This window comes from Streptococcus troglodytae, from assembly GCF_002355215.1.
GTDB lineage: Bacteria > Bacillota > Bacilli > Lactobacillales > Streptococcaceae > Streptococcus > Streptococcus troglodytae.
On the sequence record NZ_AP014612.1, the window covers coordinates 1,973,703 to 1,992,818 of the forward strand.

Sequence of the window (19,116 nt, forward strand, 5' to 3'; positions counted from 1 at the left end):
ACCTAGAATCTCAAGCAAAGACTTTTTAGATTCTATCCTACTCCTTTTTAATCTTTTTAAAGTTCTACTTTGGCGACAACTGTTTTAGCAGCTTGTTGGCCTGTTTTCTTAAGCGTTACAGACTTAACTTCTGCTGTATTTGTAAAGGCAACAATAACAGTTGTTTCACGATCTGCAGATTTGATAGCTTCCAAATCAGCAACTAGAAGTAAATCTCCTAATTCCACACGCTGACCGTCTTTCACCTTAGCAGAGAATGGAGCTCCATTAAGAGCAACAGTATCTAAACCGACATGAACTAGAACTTCAAGTCCATCATCCGTTAAAAGACCAAGAGCATGTTTGGTTGGGAAGACACTGGTTACTAAACCAGCTACTGGAGAATAGATATTGCCATTTTCTGGCTCAACAGCGAAACCATCACCCATCATTTTTTGTGAGAAAACCGGATCGTTTACCTGCGTAATTGGAATGACTTGTCCATCAGCTACAGTTGCTACTTCTTCTATAACTCCCTTGAAGCTGACATCCGCTGTCTTATCTTCTTCTAGAGCTGTAACATCTGTCTTAGGAATGTCCACTCCTGAATCTAATAAATCCTGAATATCAGATTTAAGGACATCTGCCTTAGGACCATAAACGGCTTGAACACCATTTCCTTTGACAATTAAGCCCATAGCTCCTGCTTTTTTCCAAGCAGCTTCATCGCCTACTTTAGCAATATCTGCTACCGTAATACGCAGACGGGTCATACAAGCATCAACATCAGAAATATTTTCTTTACCGCCTAAAAGATTGATAATTTTTACAATTTGTGAATTAGCATTTGCTGTTCCTGCATTACTATTTGAAGCTGTTTCATCAGAAGCATCATCACCTGTATCATAATTGCCATTGCGTCCTGAAGTTGCCAAATTAAACTTCTTAATCATAAAGTTAGTAATGAAGTACATAGCAACACCAAAGACGACTGAAACAACGATAAAGTTAACAATATCCATAGCTAAACCGGCTTTGATAGCCATTGGTGTTCTCGTCAGAAACTCAATATTACCAAATGAATGCACACGAAGGTGAATCAAATCGGCTGATGCAAAGGCCAACCCTTGAACGACAGCGTAAACAAGGTAGAGCGGTAAAGCTGCAAACATAAACATGTATTCAAGCGGTTCTGTTACCCCTGTTAAGAATACGGCAACAGCTGCTGAAAGGAACATCCCTTTATATTTTTCTTTTTATCTGGATCAACATTGCGGTACATTGCCAATGTTAGTCCCATAAGAATACCTGATGAACCAATCATTTGTCCTACCTTGAAACGAGCAGGTGTGACACTTGTCAATAAGTGATGATATTGAGACATATGACCTGCACCCTTAAGATGGATAAGGTCTTGCACCCAAGCTAACCAAAGCGGATCTTGTCCAAGCACATGTTTTCCTGCTTGAGCACCTGTCAAGACAACATAAGTACCACCGAGTTGGGTATAATTCATTGGAATCGTCAACATATGGTGTAAACCAAATGGCAGCAGTAAACGTTCTAAAGTACCATAAAGGAATGGTGCAAGAAACGGTGCAGTATGTTGTGAAGAAGCAATCCACATACCAAAACCATTAATACCAGATTGTACAACGGGCCAAAATACAGAAAGAACTAAAGCAACAATTGTTGAGCGAACAATAACAACAAAAGGTACAAAGCGTTTTCCGTTAAAGAATGATAAAACATCTGGAAGTTTACGGAAATTGTAGTATTTATTGTAAGCTGTCGCACCGACGAAACCAGAGATAATACCAACGAAAACTCCCATGTTCAAGGCAGGTTGGCCAAGTACATTGATAAAGTAATCAGCAACGTGCATCTTACCGCCAAAGATATTGTGCACGTAACTTGTTTTATCCGCAATCATCTCAAGCGATATGCCATAAAAGTTACCAGTAATAAGGTTAATCAGAATAAAGGCAAGGGTTGCAGCGAAAGCTCCGCCTGCACGTTCCTTAGCCCAGCTACCCCCGATAGCCACAGCAAATAAAATATGAAGGTTGTTAATAACACCCCAACCAATTTGGGCAATGATATTAGCAACAGTCACTAAAAGGGTTGATTTAGGGTCAATCAAGGCTAATGAATTCCCAATAGAAACCATCAAACCTGCTGCAGGCATAACAGCAATAACAACCATTAAACATTTTCCGAATTTTTGCCAAAATTCAAAGCTAAAAAGTTGTTTATAATTTTTCATTTTTACCTCCCAGCAAACATTTTTTCATGCAAACGTTTGCATTTATGGTTCTATTATATCATGATTTTTTATTTTGTAAAGAGCATTTTTAAAAAAATTAAGAAAACAAACAAAAATAGACAATTTAAAAATTCTAAGATGAAGTTAGCCACTTGAAGGTATAAAAAACATCTCAGAGAGATATAATGTTATTCACCACAACCATATTAGAAAGACTCTGAGATGAAAAACCATTATAGCTCAAAAGGAAAATACTTGGCAATAACGGAAACGTCATTTAATTAAAACTGGAAAAACAATCGTGCTATTGCTAAACTTTTAAGAAAGCTCCGCAAACGATTCACAACGAAATCAAGCGTAGCTTGGTCACACAACAAAGACACAGCGGAAAGTTTGAGAAGATGTCCCAAGCTGACTATGCTCAACATTCCTATAACACTAGCTGTAAGCAATCTGTAAAGCCTGTGACCTGTGATAAAGAAACACAGGAGAAATTCAAATCCTGCCTTACCTTAAGCAGAAGTTCTCTCCTGAAATGATTATGAGAGCCAAGACTCTTGACTTTCACGGACAGACAGAATAATTCCAACAGTATTGGATGGCTTTTAACCACATTTTGATCGGAGTAGTTAGGAGAATAAATTAAGTTCTTTTATTGCCTGACGCACGCGCTCCTTTGTTGTCTGACTAATCATGTAAAGCATGCGATATAGTAGAAGGTGAAACTCCCGCTAATTTAGCAACATCTTTTATTGCAGCCATTATAATTCCATCCTATTTAACTTTACCCTTAAGAATAATATAACAAATAGCAATTTCCCAGCTATTTTGCTAATTCCAGAACATAACTAATACTGCTTAGAGCAAATAACGGAGCCGTTTCTGTTCGCATGATACGAGGGCCAAGCCCGACTGTGATGGCCCCAACTCCTTCAAAAGCTTTGATTTCTGCTGGCGACAGGCCTCCTTCTGGTCCGAAGATGAAAAGAATCTTTTGTCCTGCGCTCAGTTGTGCTAGTTCAAACGTTAGAGCCGCGCTTTCACCCTCTTTAGCCGATTCTTCGTAGGCAACCAGAATTTTGTCAAAATGTGCCAGTTGAGCCAGAAAGGCAGTCTTTTTCTCAAAGAGCTTGACTTGCGGAATGACATTGCGTTTGGACTGTTCGGCTGCGCCTTGGGCAATCTTAGCCAATTTATCGGCTTTTTTTGTCAATTTTTTACTATCCCATTTGACGACAGACCAATCAGCTGGAAAGGCCCAGAGAGCATGCGCACCCAACTCAGTCGTCTTTTGGGCAAGAAATTCCAATTTATCTCCTTTGGGGAATCCTGAAGCGATAACGACTTGGACAGGCAATTCCACATTGTCAAATAGCTCATCTACAATTTCAAAAGTGTGTTCTTGGACATTAGTCACACGCGCCAAACGTTTGACCCCATCATCAAAAACCAGCACCACTTCGTCACCCTCAGTCAAGCGCATGACGTTAAACATATGCTTGATAGTATCCTTATCAGTAATCGTGACCAGCTTGTCAGCTTTGCCATTTACAAAATACTGCTGCATTTATCCTCCAATCACGCCTGAAATATCGTCGGTTTTCTTGAAGACAAGAGCGTTCCACTCGCCTTGAATCATATGGGTTTCAAGGAAAAAGCCTGCGCTGTGAGCCGCTTCAAGAACCATATCCAATTTTTCTGAAATAATACCGGACATGATGAGGTAACCCTCGTCCTTAACGAGACGGTAGGCATCATCCGTCAGATTGACCAGAATATCTGCCAAAATGTTAGCTACAATAACGTCCGCTTCCATCTCAACACCCTTGAGTAGATCACCTGCCGCCACATGGATGTTTTCGGTTCCAGTATTGAGGTCAATATTTTCTTGAGCCACGCGCACCGCTACATCATCTAGGTCATAAGCAAAAATGTCTTTAACCCCCAAAAGTGAGCTGGCGATAGAGAGCACCCCTGATCCGGTTCCTACATCAAGCACCGTCTCGCCGCCACGCAGTACTTGCTCTAAGGCAAAGAGGCTCATCTTAGTCGTCGGATGGGTCCCTGTGCCGAAAGCCATGCCGGGGTCAAGTTTGATGATTTTCTCACCTGCTTGGGCTTCATAATCAGACCAAGAAGGCACAATAGTCAAGTCATGGGTGACACGAGTAGGTTCGTAATACTTCTTCCAATTTTCTGCCCAGTCTTCTTCTACCAATTCTTGCGTAGAGAGCTGCACACGCCCTGTTTGCAAACCAAAATCGGTTAATTCTACTAAGCGCTCATTGACCTGTGCGGTAATGACTGTCATATCAGCAGATTCAGGATAGTAGGCAGTAATGGTAACCATTGCCACTTGTTCCACCTCTGGAAAAACTTCGCCATACTTACCAACCTTACCAAGGTAGTCCGCACTATCATCAATGGCTACGCCTTGACTGCCACATTCGATTAAAATATTGGAAGCCGCTTCTTCTGCCTCACGATTGACTGTGATGGTTAATTCTTGCCATGTGTTCATATCTAAAAATCCTTTTGGTAATTTATCCTAGTATATAAAAAGACACCTACGTCTAGGTGCCATAATCATATTGGTAACCCTTACCTACATAGAGATATAGGCCTAGAGCAGTGTAATCATTCCTGATTTCTTTTTCAATAAAAAATTATATCATTAATGGTTAAGTAGTGCAAGCATTTTTCGGATTATTTTAAAAGATTTTTTAAGTTCAGAATTGGTCGAATAATATGCTCCTTTTCTATTTGCTCTGGCTAACAATTTAATGGCTCCCTTTCTTCTGTACTTCTGAACACTATTACTACAATATTCATGATGTAGCACTATTAAACAAAACAAGTCATGTAGCTTAGGATAATTTATTTCTTTTCTCTTTAAGTGTACCTGCTCTGCAAGAGAAACTATGCTTGCCATTACTTTAGTATGTGTCTTCATTAATCCCAATAAAAATACATTGCTGTGTGCACACGTATTTCTTATATTTTTCGCATATTTACCGAATTCAAAAGCCTTTTTGAGTTTGTTCTTCTTAGGATATTGAAGATAGTATCTCTCGACTAAGTTCAATAATTCTCCAAAATTAATGACTTCAACAAGTACCCATATCGGAATTTTGTTTTCCTTTTTGAATACATTTCTGAGAGATAAGGATGGTTCTTTAAATTATTTATAGTTTGTTCATAACCTTGTGGATAAAATTTTTTGTAATCATCAACTATATTATAAGCATTTATTTTTGAGTTTTTAACATATGCATCCATAAGTTTAGTTTTTATTCCATGCTCTATATCTAAACACATCTTTAAAAGTAAATACCTAACTTGCATATCAATACTTGATAAGTCATACAGAAGCGCAAATTCTATGTTATACTTTCCAACACTATTTTTTGGAAATAGTTTACGAAAACTAGCAATTTTATAATAATAATTCTTTTCAGCTAAAATCGATTTTGCAGTACTTTCATCAACCTCTTTAAAAAAGATACCAATATCGTCCATTTTTTCAATTAACTTATTATAACTAAGTAATTCTTTACTGTTGTCTTGTCGCATCAAACTTCTCCAATAAAATAATACTATAAATCTCTTATATTAACTCATCTTTTTAATTAAAATTTTTACTCTCAGTACCTCGGATAAGGGTAAAATTCTGTCTCTTCCAACCCTGCTCGGCCATTTTCAAAAGCTTCTTCATTCCAAACCATAGCAAATTCTACAGCTTCTTCGTCCGCTAAGAAATCCATAAGGTCACTTAAACCTTGGTCGGCTACTTCATTCAAAAAATCTGCAAAATAGGCTAAGAATTCCCTAGAATAACCCTTTTTTGCTTCAAATGGCAAAGCAACCAAATAATCCTCTTGCTTAAAACGAGATTTGCTTGAATTATAAAAGAGGACAAATTCTTCCAAAGCCAAATCTTCAGAAACGACTTGTCCTGTATCATCAACTGTTTCAACACCAGCAGCATTTTGCGCTTCAATGATAAAACTTAACTCCACCGCATGATTTTTCTTATTCCAATCTAGAGCATAGTCGTAATGAAAATGCTTATCCATTTCTTCATGCAACACTGATAAAAAACCATACTTGGGCATAGTCATCCTACCTAAAATCTTTTTCTTCTATTATAGCATTTTCATCGCAAGGCGACGAGTCATCTTGTCACAATGTACATGCCTGTTAGCAAACTTTTGCCAAATTTGTGTTACAATAACCTTAACAGACTTAGAGGAGCAAAGAAAATGAAAATAAGCCCTATGTTACTAAGCGACATTGAACAAGTTGTTGAACTGGAGAATAAGACTTGGTCCGAGCAAAATACACCAATCCCCCTACCTGTTGCTAGTAAGGATCAAATCATTCAGAAGTTTGAGAGCAACACTCATTTTTTAGTTGCTAAAATAAAAAATAAAATTATTGGTGTTCTTGACTACAGTCCTCTTTACCCTTTTCCCAGCGGTCAACATATTGTGACCTTTGGTATTGCTGTTGCTGAGAAAGAGCGTAAGAAAGGAATTGGGAGAGCTTTAGTCCAAATCTTTTTAAATGAAGTCAAAAGCGACTATCAAAAGGTTTTAATCCATGTCTTAAGCTCCAACCAAGAAGCTATCCTCTTTTATGAAAAATTAGGTTTTGATTTAGAAGCACGTTTAACAAAACAATTTTTCCTCAAGGGACAATATGTTGACGACCTCATCTACAGTTATGATTTGGAGGCTGCCTATGCCAAATAACCTCGCACTTCGTATGCGCCCTCGAGATATCTCTGAAGTTATCGGACAAAAGCATCTAGTCGGTCAAGGCAAGATTATTTCACGAATGGTCACTGCTAACCGTCTGTCTTCCATGATTCTTTATGGTCCTCCCGGAATTGGAAAAACCTCAATCGCTTCTGCCATCGCTGGTACGACCAAATTTGCCTTTCGTACCTTCAATGCAACAACCGACACTAAAAAACGCCTGCAGGAAATTGCTGAAGAAGCTAAATTTTCAGGTGGTTTGGTCTTGCTCCTAGATGAAATTCATCGTCTAGATAAAACTAAGCAAGATTTTCTTCTCCCCTTGTTGGAAAACGGACAAATTATCATGATTGGCGCAACCACTGAAAATCCCTTTTTCTCTGTCACACCTGCCATTCGCTCGCGCGTTCAGATTTTTGAGCTAGAGCCATTATCAAATGAGGATATCAAAAAAGCTTTGCAAGTGGCTCTGACGGATAAAGAGCGCGGCTTTGATTTTGAAGTCAAACTAGCTGATGATGCTCTTGACTTCATTGCGCAAGCTACCAATGGCGACTTACGCTCTGCCTATAATTCTCTTGATTTAGCCATCATGTCCACCCAGCCAGATGACAATGGTAGTCGCCGCATCACTTTAGACACTGTTGAAAACAGCCTGCAGCGCAGCTACATTACCATGGACAAGGATGGTGATGGCCACTATGATGTCCTATCCGCCTTACAAAAATCTATTCGCGGTTCAGATGTCAATGCCAGCCTTCACTACGCTGCCAGATTAATCCAAGCTGGTGATCTGCCAAGTCTAGCTAGACGTTTAACTGTTATTGCTTACGAAGACATCGGCTTAGCCAATCCTGATGCGCAGATTCATACAGTGACAGCGCTGGAAGCAGCTCAAAAAATTGGGTTCCCTGAAGCCCGCATTTTAATTGCCAATGTTGTTATTGATTTAGCACTCTCACCCAAGTCTAATTCTGCTTATGTTGCTATGGACAAGGCTATTGCAGATCTTCATAAGAGCGGCACGCTCCCTATTCCTCGCCACTTGCGTGACGGTCATTACACAGGCAGTAAGGAATTGGGCAATGCCCAAGATTATCTCTATCCTCATGCTTATCCAGAAAAGTGGGTTAAACAGCAATATCTACCAGATAAGCTCCAGAATGCTGACTATTTTAGGGCTAATGGGACAGGTAAATACGAACGGGCTTTGGGAGCTAACAAGGATAAGATTGACCAGCTTTCCCAATAATATCCTTTATAAAAATTTAGATTTTTAACTTGAAATTTTTTAACATTATGATATTATATTAAAGAAGAATTGCTGTGGCATACGAATTCACATCTAAGTGTTGACCGACTATTTTTTTGTATTATCGGGAAACAAAAGTCTTCTGACAGTATGCAGGCCGTTTCACGCGGAAGCAACTAAAGTCAGAGCGAGTTGCCCACCTGCTTAAGCGTGCGGGTTCAATACAAAACGTGAATCATCGGTGCCAATACAGCATTTGCCTTCCTTAGCTCAGTTGGTAGAGCAGTGGACTCTTAATCCATGGGTCGTAGGTTCGAGCCCTACAGGGAGGATAACTATAAAAAAGGAAAAGGCTCACACGATGGGCTTTTTCCTTTTAGAATGCGTTCCTGCTAATAATTTCAATGGTGATCTAGTAAAAGTCTGAGGCTGTTAACCAAGACAATTAAGGTAGAACCTTCATGCAGGGTCACGCTGGTGACCATTGAAAGATGGCCAAAAAAAGTAAGACTAATAAGAAAGACAATCACAAACAAAGCAAAGCTGATATTTTGTCGGGTAATAATTTGTAAACGTTTGGACAGTTTATGAGCTTTGACTAACTTGGTTAAATCATTTTTCATCAGGACGATATCAGCGGTCTCTATAGCAACATCGCTGCCATCTCCCATAGCAATTCCTAGATCCGCTGTAGCTAAGGCAGGAGTATCGTTAACACCATCTCCCAGCATGGCGGTCTGTCCATACTGATTTTGATATTTCGTAATGATTTTTGCTTTTTGTTCTGGCAAAACATTAGTGACGACCTCATCAATTCCTAATTCACGTCCAATTGCCTGTCCTGCTGCCTTGGCATCACCAGTAAGCATCAGTGTTTTGACACCAGCAGTTTTAAAATAATTAATAGCTTTCACAGCATTAGCTTGTGGTCTGTCTTGAACGGAAATAAATCCAACAACTATTTCATTGAGGGCAACAAAAACGACAGTCCTCCCACTAGCTTCTTCTTTTTCTTTTTTTTCTAACCAGTACTTGTCAACTTGATGAAATAATTGAGGTTTTCCAATCTTGAACGACAAACCATCATAGGTTGTCAGAAGTCCCTGCCCCAAGTGGTGCTCAACACTGATATTCAATCTTTTCTGTGAGGGATCAAGATTGAAATAATTTACGATAGCAGTCGCCAACGGATGATTGGATTGACGTTCCATGGCTACTAAGACTGCTTCGAATTTTTCTTTGGAAATATCAGAAAGAAGAAATTGACTAGTGACCACTTTTGGTTTTCCTTCTGTCAAAGTCCCTGTTTTATCAAAGGCAATCATTTTGACGGCCGTCAAATCAGAAAAGAAACAGCCACCCTTAAATAAGACACCTTGCCGTGCTAAATTTGAAATGCCAGCTAATGTTGCTGGGATGACTGATACTGCCAAAGCACAAGGAGAAGCTGATACTAAAAAAGTCAAACTAATCGAAAATATTTTTGTCCAAGCCCAATTCCAAAATAAGGGGCCTAAAATAAGTAAACCAATAAAAGTGAGGAGAACAAGGCTAACATAAATGGGTTCAAAGCGATTAAGACGCTTAGCAGCAGGTGAATAATGCCCCTGAGAAGCCTCAACTAACTGTAATATTTTGGCAAATACAGTCTGCGAACTGTCTTTGCTGACTTCTACAATAATCGTTCCAGAGCCATTAATCGTTGAGGCATAAACTTCATCACCAACCGTTTTTTCGCATGGAATGGATTCTCCAGTAATTGTTGATTCGTCAATGCTAGTGTACCCTTCTAGAATTTTTCCATCCGCTGGCACCTGGCCGCCATTTAAAACCTGAACACAGTCTCCAATCTTAAGCTGATCAACAGAAATCATTTCAATTTCATTGGTATTTGTCAAACGTCTAGCTTCTGTTGGATTAAGCTCTAATAGTTTTGTGATTTCACGTTGACTGCAACCTTCAACATACTCTTCTAAAAAGTGTGCCCCAGCAAAGATGAAGATAAGAAGAGCTGCTTCTGTTGTTTCTCCCAATAAGACAGCACCTAAAGCTGCCAACGCCATCAAGATATGCGTGTTAGGAACAAAACAGTTGGCTTTTTTTGATTGCTCAACAGTGTCTTCAACACCTTCCCAGATAACATGATAACCAGCAATCAGCAAGGCCAAGATAGTTAGGCTTTTTTTGATCTCAGGAGTAAAATTGGGCAAAAGTCCCGCAATAAATAATATTAGTCCTAAAAAGAAAAGGTTATTGGCATATTGAAAGCCAAGTTATTTTTTGAAGCCTTTTCTTTTGTTTATCGTCTGTAGACATGATTGGCTCCTTTCCAATACAGAAATCATTGCACTTTTAGCAAACCTTGTTATAGTTTAACTATAAACCATACCTTAAAGGGAAGGTCAAGCTATTTATGAAAAAAACGCAACAGTTATTAACAATTGGACAACTGGCTAAGTTTTCAGGTCTTCATGTCAAAGCATTACGTTATTATGAAAAAATCGGAATTTTAAATCCGACTGCTATAGATAAACAAAATGGCTATCGCTATTACTCTTATGCTCACATTCCTTATGTGAACATGATTAAAATTTGTGCTAATTATGGTCTATATTTAAAATTAACTAGTGCCACGAGTACTAGAGTATATATGAATATTCTTGAGACAATCAACTTTAACAGCTGATGAAATTGCTTATAACCTAGTAATAAATGGAACAGAAAAAATTAGGGAAATGCTCAGTGAAACTGTTCAAACTCAATCAAAAAAGACATCCAAGAGATAACTCTTGAATATCTTGAAACATTGTTCTAATCATATTGATTAATATTTTAAGCTTTACGCGCTTTCTTAAAATCTGGTTTATGATTAGGCATTTGAATAGATTTGAATGTGTGTAGTTTCAAATGTCTACGCTTTTTATTTTGCTTAAATTCAGAAAGTCAGAATTTCTTTGAATAAAACAGGGAATTTTTTTATGAGTAGAATTATGTTGCTATTAATTAGTAAGAGAAACTTATCATAGGAGGTAAAATGTAATTCCTATAAACCAACTGTACCAGAATCTAAAAGAAACTATTTACCATTTAGAAACCTATATTATCACAAATATATTTAACAAGAAAAACAATCTCTCTGTAAAACTATTTGCTTATAATCTATTTATCTATGCAAATCACAATATACAGATAACTTTGCCACAAATTCAGAAATTAACAACCTATCACCAACTACGTAACGTAGCAGGTCAGCCAATTTATTATGAACGGATTGAGCCTTCAAAGATTAATTGATAAAAACAGTTGATTATTTTGCAAATTTTGAATACATTTTTGATAATTTAATAAGAAATATCTAAAACTGATGTAATAAAAGTATCTAGTTCAGCTTGACAAACTTTTCTGCTATAATAAGCACCTTTAGCATATCCGCATTCTGAACAGACATAATCGTTGTCCAGAACAAAGTAATCAAAACTAGTTTGGAATGGTTTTTGAACTTCTGTAATGATTCTCCTTTTCATATCTATTGAAAAAGAGTTCAGACTTTTGCTAAGACCTATACCTAGATATTTTACATAAGCCTCTTTTATAGTCCATAAGATAGCTTTTCTTTTATAACTATTTTGACTCCAGTATTTTTCAGATTCAGAAAAAACTCGTTCGCCAATCAAATCCCAATCTTCCTTTCTATTTTCAACATCTATTCCAATTGGTGACTTTCCGATAGCTACCACTACCCATTCCCCTGAATGAGAAATATTAAACTTTAAATTATGCCAATTTTTAAAACATGGCTTACCATATTTATTATAACTATAATCAATATCTATTATTTTTCTAGTATATAAATAGACAGCATATTTGAGAAGTACTTCTGCTATGACACATCTGATTTTATCCTCTATACGAAAATACTTAGAAGCCTTATATCGCCGTTCTTCAGTGACAGCTCTTTTAAGGTAGTCATACTTCTCATTGTTAATCTGACCTACATTTACACACAGAATTAATGCTTTTTGAAACATTGCTCTTTATCTCCTTTTAGGAATCTATCTTTTTATTTTCCTTAATAGACTTGTTCTGTCCCTTGTTGGTAGTTACTGAAAAAACAACGGATAGAATAAGAACGGCAAGGGCTTCCGGCTCCTTATCTTAAAAATCTTCATACAGCTTCTCACCATTCTGATAAGAATTCTGCCTGTCGACTATCATCCCTGATTTTTTTAACCTTTCGAATAAATAAAAATCTGATGACTAAAATGAGGGCATTTAAGATGGCAAACATATAAACAAAGGTCATCCAGTTGAGCTGGAATGGCATATAGTCCCCTGTCTGAAGAGAAGTCATAATCTGTATATTCCTTGCAGCATAGATAGCCACAGGCAGAGTGAGGAAGAAAAGCAGATTGCTTATCACAATGTAGGGGTTAAGCAGGATACGGTAGACCTCTCTCTCCTCATATCCTAGCAAATCGAACATTAATAGGGTCTGAATATTCCCATTCAAGCCGATAAACACGGCTAGATAAATCAATAAACAACCCGTTATGACCCCGATACTTTGGTTAATAATGGCGCTTGCTCTGTTAGAAGTCTGACTTCTTTGGACATCGGATAATTTTTCCTCTAGGGAGCGAACTTTTCCTTCACCTTTTTCTTGAGGCTTATTGGTCAATCTGCCGTTAAAACGATCATCAGTTTCATTTACCATAGCTGATGCCTGATCTCTTGGAATATATATTGTCTTTAAATCGGCATTCTCCGCAAATCCAGCTATCTTTATCTGATGTCGCTTTCCCTTTACTCTTAGCTCTAGAGTATCCCCAACTTTAAAGCCATAATTCTCCCGCAACTCAGGGTTTACGTAGACCCCCTGGGTGGGATCTAGCATTTCTCCCTTACTGTCAATCAGCTGAAATAAGTCATTTTGACTGGTAAATGAAAGGGCTTGATAAGCTATAGCTTCGCCTTTAATCATTAGGTCAACATCATATTTAAGATAAGTTACAGAATTTGAAGCAAGGTTAGCCTCTTCCTTTTGGTAGTTATCATAGCTGATATCATAAGAATAGTGCCGGCCGTTCTTCTGAGATTCAAGAATTTTAGAAGAGCTAAAGGTTAGAGACAGACTTAAGACAAACATGATACTAAACGTAACGATAGCAATCAACAAGAGACCTAAGGTGCTGAAATGATTTAGAGTCAGCTTAAATTTAAACTTATGCTTCATCGGTAGCTTTTGAATGCTCTTCTCTATCAAACCAGGACGGATAGTTTTACCGTCTGTCTGTTTCATCATTAGAGCAACATCTGTCTTTCTCACTGTCAGTCCTGCCAGATAGGCAATAGCTCCTAGGAAAAGACTTAGGAAGAGGGTTCCCGTTATAACTGACTGCAGAGAAAGCCCCTTACTCAATCCTTGAACTAGGTAGGTCTGGTGATTCGCAGAAAGGAGGATGTCGGACCCCCAGAAACCCAAGACTAATCCAAGCAACGAACTGATCAAGGACAACCCGCTGATTAATAGACCATAGATTGCCAGCACACTGGAGAAAGAAAAGCCAAGGGACATCAGCTGGGCTAGCTGCACTCGATTCCTTTGGAGCGTCCCTCTGATGAATAAGAATAAAATTAGGGAGAAGATGGCTACCATGGCGACAGTAATATTTCTGATTAAGAGTTGATTACTTTTCAAAGCTGTGAAATAATTAGCCTTATTGCCTGATAATTGCTCTCCACCTAAACGAAGTAAATTGGTATCAATCGCGAAATGAACGAAGAAGTACATAAAGGAAGTGAAGATTATAATCAGAGATAGAATAGACACCATAGTCCTCTTGGCCAAAAAGTCCCTGGATAGATATTTAAATAGCAACCCCATATTAAATCTCCCAACTCATTTGATCCGGCGACAGCTTCTCCCTATTCATGTCGTCCCTAACAATACGGCCATCTTCTAAGAGCAGTATTCGGTCAGCTGTTCTCGCAATTTCTCGATTATGTGTCGTAAAAAGGATACTGGTTCCGTAGGTTTGCTTGATAGCATGCAATAAAACAATAATGTTCTTACTGTTTTCGCTGTCCAGAGCGCCCGTCGCCTCATCACAAAATAAGACAGCCGGTTTCTTGATAACGGCTCTGGCAATGCAGACCCTCTGTTGCTCACCGCCCGACAGCTGATGAGGATATTTGTTCAAAAGTTTCTCAATTCCCAGTAGAGAGACCAATTCTTCTAGGTCTGCTGCCTCAAGGGCATACTTGCTACCCATCTGAATGTTCTCCTCCACTGTTAGATTAGGAATTAACATATAGTGCTGAAAGACCAAACCAATGTCTTCTCTCCTAAACTTGGCCACTGCCGATTTGCTCAGCTGGCCTATTTCCTTTCCTTTGTATAAGACCTGTCCAGAACTTGGTTTCAGTAGAGACGATAAGATATTAAGCATCGTTGACTTTCCTGAGCCGCTGTGACCCAAGATTGCTACAAACTGCTGATGATCGATTTTCAGGTCTGTATTCTGCAGGACATACCTGTCCTCGTACTTTTTACTGATTGATTTAGCTTCTAATAGCGCTTCTGTCATGGCACACTCCTTTTATTTTATTTATACTCAATTAAAATCAAAAAACAGACTAGGTAGAAGTAGCCAAGACGGCAGGAACCTGCTCGTCCTGACACGAGAAAGCCCACGGGATTTTCTCTAACTCCCGCACTAACCATCTTTCTGGAAAATTATCGTTCCAAGAAAGATGGTGTCGGTGCAAGTCGCAGACTGTTCAAAAGCTCCAGTAGAGGTTTTGAGGTTGTGGATACAGCTTCCGGTAGGAAGTGTCAAGAGTACGGTTATTTGACGAAAGCTTTGCTTTCTTCATCTGCAACCCTTAACAGTCCCCAGACTGTTAAAGCTGACATGGTATGAATTTGATTTTTGAAGAGTATTAGCGACATATCCCTGTAAACATGTCTGTATCAATAGTAGCATAATCTAAGCTAAATGATCAAAAAACATTATATCTTGTTGTTGATGCTGTTATTTTACACCATATTTTTGCTATTTTCGTTTTTTCAAATCTGCAGCTTATTTTAAATTGCAAATTTACAATTTTCATTTAGATGAATCACAAGAAAATCCTTTCTTGTTCTACCTCAGACAGTCTGGAAGACGATAATCAATTTTAGCCGACTGTATGTGACTATAAGAACCGGTAATTTTGAACAGAATAAAAATACCCTAACAACATCTTTGATTTTCAGACCTCTGGCTATTCTCAGTTCTCTATAAAGCTCTCCTAACTCCATGGATTTTTGCATATTAAGATTTTTCAAGACAATTAGCTCGCCTTTTTCTAATAATGGTTTCGTATATGGCTTAGTTTTTGAGAAAAGAGCAAAACCTCCGGCTTCGTTCCTTAATCTATCTTATTCTTCGTCTACTTGTTTATAAACCGATTTCTTGGCTTCTTCTTGTTCAACGATATTTTCAACTATAAAATCAACCGTTTTGAAGTCGAAATAGTCTCTTGCCACTTTAATATTTGCTACAATATCATCTTCATTCAAGGTTTTATCGAACATTTTTTTCATTTTTATACTTCTTGTAATATCGGAAATCACCTTGCTTGCTACTTTATCATCGTTATCAAGGAGAATAACCTGATAACCATAGTTAGCAAAGCGCTCCGCAACACCTTTTCCCATTACACCTGCACCGATAATTCCTATTTTCGGCTTCATTCTTATCGCCTCCTGTTCTGTTTAAATCTCTATCTCGGACATAATGTCATTAATCTTATTTTTTCTATTAATAATAGACGTTTGTGATTTGTCCCACGGTCCGAGAAACTCTTTTCGGTAGATGACTCCATCTAATAAAAACCAGACCTGATTAGCCTTTGCAGCTACTAAGGGATCATGCGTAACAAGCATGATAGTACTTCCTTTATGATTAATGTCTACAAATAAATCCATGATTTCTTCTGAAGACTTAGAGTTTAGTGACCCCGTGGGTTCATCCGCAAAAACTAGTTTAGGATCATTCATAAAACTACGGCATATACTGACTCTTTGTGCTTGCCCACCAGATAAAGACATCGTATTCCTATCTGCTAATTCAATAATTCCAGTTAGTTCCATCAATTCATTTGCTTCATCAGCAATAGTCGCATCTACCTGCTTATTGAGTACAGAAGCTGCTAATATGATATTTTCTCTTACTGTTAAAGAATTGATTAAATGCGGTTGTTGGAAAACGTAGCCAAATTGACGCAATCTTATATTTGCCAGTTCTACCTGACTTAACTCACCGATATTTTTTCTTCAAGAATGACATCACCGCTTGAAGGCTGATCCATACCGCTAATATTATAGAGTAATGTTGACTTTCCTGAACCAGAAGGTCCCATAATTGCTATAAAATCTGCTTCTTCAACATCAAAACTGATATCATTAAGAACATTTGTTATCTTTTGCTTGCCATCATTAAACTGTTTCCTTAATTTTTAACACTTAATATTGTTCTCATTATTATCTTCCTTTACAACTATTTTTGAATAAGTTTTATGCCATTTAGCAGATTGCTAGCTAGATATACAGTAACTATCGCTACAACTAAGATACTTATCGGGAACAAACCATAAACAATAAACGGATTGCTGATAAAGACTATCTGAGGAGCTCCCAAAGATGATGCAAATGCACTTACTAAAGGCTGTCCTGCTATAAGTACCAAGACAGAACCAATGATTAATCCAATAATCAGCGGAATGATGATACGTGTTCTGTACTGAGATCTGATATCATTGTTTTTATATCCAAGAGCTTTCATAACAGCAATATCTGCTTTGTATCTGACAATCAAAGTTCTCATAAATATAGTAATTGTCAATATAGTAACCAAAATTGCAATGATGATAGTTATCATGGTAATTAGACTAAACTGTGCAATGATATCTCCCATGCTTTGATTCACATATTCAGAAATATCTGTTACTTTTCCAGCCTGAAAATCAGATTTTAATTTGTCTTCTACTGACTGTTTTTCTTTTCTGATGAAACGTTAACAACACTTCTGCTGACATCGGCATTTAAAATGCTGCCAATAGACTTGGCACTTTTCCCGCCGTTTGTAATATCTTGATAGATACCACTTACTTTATAAGTGTATGTATGATCTGATATTGTGAAAGTAATCTTATCACCAACTTTAACGCCTAAATCGTTGGCTAGCAAGTAGGAGACCGCTACTTGATTTGTCTCTTTCGGAAGGCTTCCCGTTATACAAGATAAAGAGAAAATTGAATAATCACCCGTTTCAAAATTTACTGTTACTGGTTTGCCATCAGAGTTGTCAGTTTTAGCCAAGTAGGTATTGAAAATTTGATAATCAGTAATATTATCATCATTAGCAAGAGCTGACTTTACAGTGCTTTCAGCAACCCCGCCTTGCTGAAAATCAACTCTGAGATCAGATGAAGCTACTCCCATATAAGACGTAAATTGATTTGATTTAAAAGTGCTCGTAATCTGAACAGGTAGTAAAACTAGAAAAGCTAGAGACGTAAAGATAAGAAGAAGAACAATATAAGGCTTCTTATAACTTAGCAGGTATTTAATGCCTAGTTTAAAATTAGCCCAAGCACCTCCTCTTCCAAATAATGACGGACGCTTGATGACTTTATCGCTGGAAATTTCATTATTATCTTGCAGCGCTTTGATAGTATTAACTTTCTCAATTCTTTTGATACTCTTTCGGCATAATAGAACAATAGCGCAGCCTATACAGGCAATCGCTAATATTTGGAGACCATAATCAACAATTCCTTTATCGGCAACCCCCATATATAGTTCAAGGTTCTGTTCTACTACCGGAGTTAATTTGAAAGATAACAGATATCCAATGGTACAACCAATCACAGTAATTAATGAGTACTTGATAAGGTAAATACTCTCTATATACTTATTAGGAATTCCCAACCCTTGCATGATAGCAATATCCATATAGTCCTGATTGATACTCGATAGCATTGCAAATCTCACACAAAGCACTGAGATAATAACCAGAAATACTACAACTACTATCAGCAGGGAGGCTGTCAGTATATCTGTCAGAGCATTTAAAAGTTTCATCTCGGAATACGTAATGGTGGCTCCGCTGGAAGGCAATTTTGCGTTCCGATAAGCTGTTTCAACAGCATCAATATCATTCGTATCTTTTACACGAAACTCTATTAAATATTCTAACGTTCCAGTCTGACGGGCCACTTGGTTCCAGTCCTTCTGGTTGACCAATATACGCTTTGATGAGACAAACGAGGAATTCATCTCGGAATCCTTGACAAAATCTGCAATTTTAAAGGTAATATAGTCACTTCCGACTTTTATCTTAATAGGATCTCCAATTCTAAGATTGTATTTAATCTTATAATATACTGGAACAAGCGCTTGGCCTTCTTTAACAGAAGCGACCTTGTTTTTTGAATTTAGCAGAAAATCAAATTGACTGTTCTGTGTCACCAAGGCGCAATCTATGACACTGCTGCTTTCACTGCTTCCATTACTGTTAATGTACAAATCTTCGCCAGCAATATTTAACATATTAACAATCTCATATTTTTCAACAGAGTTATTATTTTTGGCAAATTTCTTGACAGCATTCGCATCTAAATTTCCAGAATGCATCTGCAAGAGATGTGAAGTCTTTGCTGTCGCACTAAATGTATTAAGTGAGTTATTTAGTGAATATAAAAGATTTGTTGCTGATGCAAATAGTCCAGAAGCCATTGCAATGAAAACAATCAGTGTGATGCAGATAATTTTACCTTTTCGTAGTTCTTTCCAGATAATTCTTCTTTTCATA

At 37.7% G+C, this 19,116-nt stretch carries 12 protein-coding genes, 1 tRNA gene, 1 other RNA gene and 6 pseudogenes; 5 read left to right on the plus strand and 15 right to left on the minus strand.

Translation table 11 applies throughout. The annotated features are described in order from the left end of the window. Positions 1–56: 56 nt before the first annotated feature. The 7 genes and pseudogenes from SRT_RS09655 to SRT_RS09680 form a co-directional block, all read right to left on the minus strand. Positions 57–2,245, minus strand: a pseudogene (locus SRT_RS09655) (PTS transporter subunit IIBC). Between the two features lie 687 nt (positions 2,246–2,932). Further along, positions 2,933–3,007, minus strand: a complete 75-nt coding sequence (locus SRT_RS11410) for a LacI family DNA-binding transcriptional regulator (protein WP_223214006.1) — start codon at positions 3,005–3,007, stop codon at positions 2,933–2,935. Positions 3,008–3,068: 61 nt separating this feature from the next. Then, entirely contained in the window at positions 3,069–3,812 is a 744-nt protein-coding gene (locus SRT_RS09665; protein WP_128833911.1) for a 16S rRNA (uracil(1498)-N(3))-methyltransferase, read from the minus strand. Further along, complete coding sequence (prmA, locus tag SRT_RS09670) at positions 3,813–4,766, minus strand: 50S ribosomal protein L11 methyltransferase (RefSeq protein ID WP_128833912.1); 954 nt, start codon at positions 4,764–4,766, stop codon at positions 3,813–3,815. A gap of 153 nt (positions 4,767–4,919) precedes the next feature. Continuing rightward, the gene (locus SRT_RS11130) at positions 4,920–5,330 is read right to left on the minus strand and encodes a hypothetical protein (RefSeq protein ID WP_465245928.1); all 411 of its coding nucleotides are present in this window, start codon (positions 5,328–5,330) and stop codon (positions 4,920–4,922) included. After that, positions 5,327–5,818, minus strand: coding sequence for an Abi family protein (locus SRT_RS11135; RefSeq protein ID WP_252120206.1), 492 nt, complete (start codon positions 5,816–5,818; stop codon positions 5,327–5,329). The genes SRT_RS11130 and SRT_RS11135 overlap by 4 nt, the downstream gene beginning before the upstream one ends. 71 nt (positions 5,819–5,889) lie before the next feature. Further along, positions 5,890–6,360, minus strand: a complete 471-nt coding sequence (locus SRT_RS09680; RefSeq protein ID WP_128833913.1) for a DUF3013 family protein — start codon at positions 6,358–6,360, stop codon at positions 5,890–5,892. Between the two features lie 147 nt (positions 6,361–6,507). Here SRT_RS09680 and SRT_RS09685 point away from each other — a divergent pair, with 147 nt between their 5' ends. From SRT_RS09685 to SRT_RS09700, 4 genes are all read left to right on the plus strand, one after another. After that, entirely contained in the window at positions 6,508–6,999 is a 492-nt protein-coding gene (locus SRT_RS09685; protein ID WP_128833914.1) for a GNAT family N-acetyltransferase, read from the plus strand. Beyond that, complete coding sequence (locus SRT_RS09690) at positions 6,989–8,257, plus strand: replication-associated recombination protein A (protein ID WP_161940056.1); 1,269 nt, start codon at positions 6,989–6,991, stop codon at positions 8,255–8,257. Before SRT_RS09685 ends, SRT_RS09690 begins: the two co-directional genes overlap by 11 nt. 66 nt (positions 8,258–8,323) lie before the next feature. Then, a non-coding RNA gene (gene ssrS / locus SRT_RS09695) (6S RNA) lies at positions 8,324–8,517 on the plus strand. Continuing rightward, a tRNA-Lys gene (locus SRT_RS09700) sits at positions 8,517–8,589 on the plus strand. The genes ssrS and SRT_RS09700 overlap by 1 nt, the downstream gene beginning before the upstream one ends. A gap of 69 nt (positions 8,590–8,658) precedes the next feature. Here SRT_RS09700 and SRT_RS09705 read toward each other — a convergent pair. Beyond that, positions 8,659–10,573, minus strand: a pseudogene (locus tag SRT_RS09705) (heavy metal translocating P-type ATPase). 97 nt (positions 10,574–10,670) lie between these two features. Between SRT_RS09705 and SRT_RS09710 the strand changes: the two are divergent. Next, positions 10,671–10,877, plus strand: a pseudogene (locus SRT_RS09710) (MerR family DNA-binding transcriptional regulator); the annotation flags it as partial. Positions 10,878–11,598: 721 nt separating this feature from the next. Here the strand turns inward: SRT_RS09710 and SRT_RS09715 are convergent. The 7 genes and pseudogenes from SRT_RS09715 to SRT_RS09745 all read right to left on the minus strand — a co-directional run bounded on the left by SRT_RS09715 (position 11,599) and on the right by SRT_RS09745 (position 19,115). Next, positions 11,599–12,285 (minus strand): 4'-phosphopantetheinyl transferase family protein, encoded by a 687-nt coding sequence (locus SRT_RS09715; RefSeq protein WP_128833916.1) that lies wholly within the window; start codon positions 12,283–12,285, stop codon positions 11,599–11,601. Positions 12,286–12,434: 149 nt separating this feature from the next. Next, positions 12,435–14,141, minus strand: a complete 1,707-nt coding sequence (locus tag SRT_RS09720) for an FtsX-like permease family protein (RefSeq protein ID WP_128833917.1) — start codon at positions 14,139–14,141, stop codon at positions 12,435–12,437. Between the two features lies 1 nt (position 14,142). Further along, on the minus strand, positions 14,143–14,844 hold the full coding sequence (locus tag SRT_RS09725; RefSeq protein ID WP_002280270.1) for an ABC transporter ATP-binding protein: 702 nt from the start codon (positions 14,842–14,844) through the stop codon (positions 14,143–14,145). A 623-nt stretch (positions 14,845–15,467) separates the two neighbouring features. Further along, positions 15,468–15,572, minus strand: a pseudogene (locus tag SRT_RS10960) (Rgg/GadR/MutR family transcriptional regulator); the annotation flags it as partial. A gap of 108 nt (positions 15,573–15,680) precedes the next feature. Then, entirely contained in the window at positions 15,681–15,995 is a 315-nt protein-coding gene (locus SRT_RS09735) for a 3-hydroxyacyl-CoA dehydrogenase NAD-binding domain-containing protein (protein ID WP_128833918.1), read from the minus strand. Positions 15,996–16,016: 21 nt separating this feature from the next. Then, positions 16,017–16,782, minus strand: a pseudogene (locus SRT_RS09740) (ABC transporter ATP-binding protein). An 18-nt stretch (positions 16,783–16,800) separates the two neighbouring features. Then, a pseudogene (locus SRT_RS09745) lies at positions 16,801–19,115 on the minus strand (FtsX-like permease family protein). Between the last annotated feature and the right edge of the window lies 1 nt (position 19,116).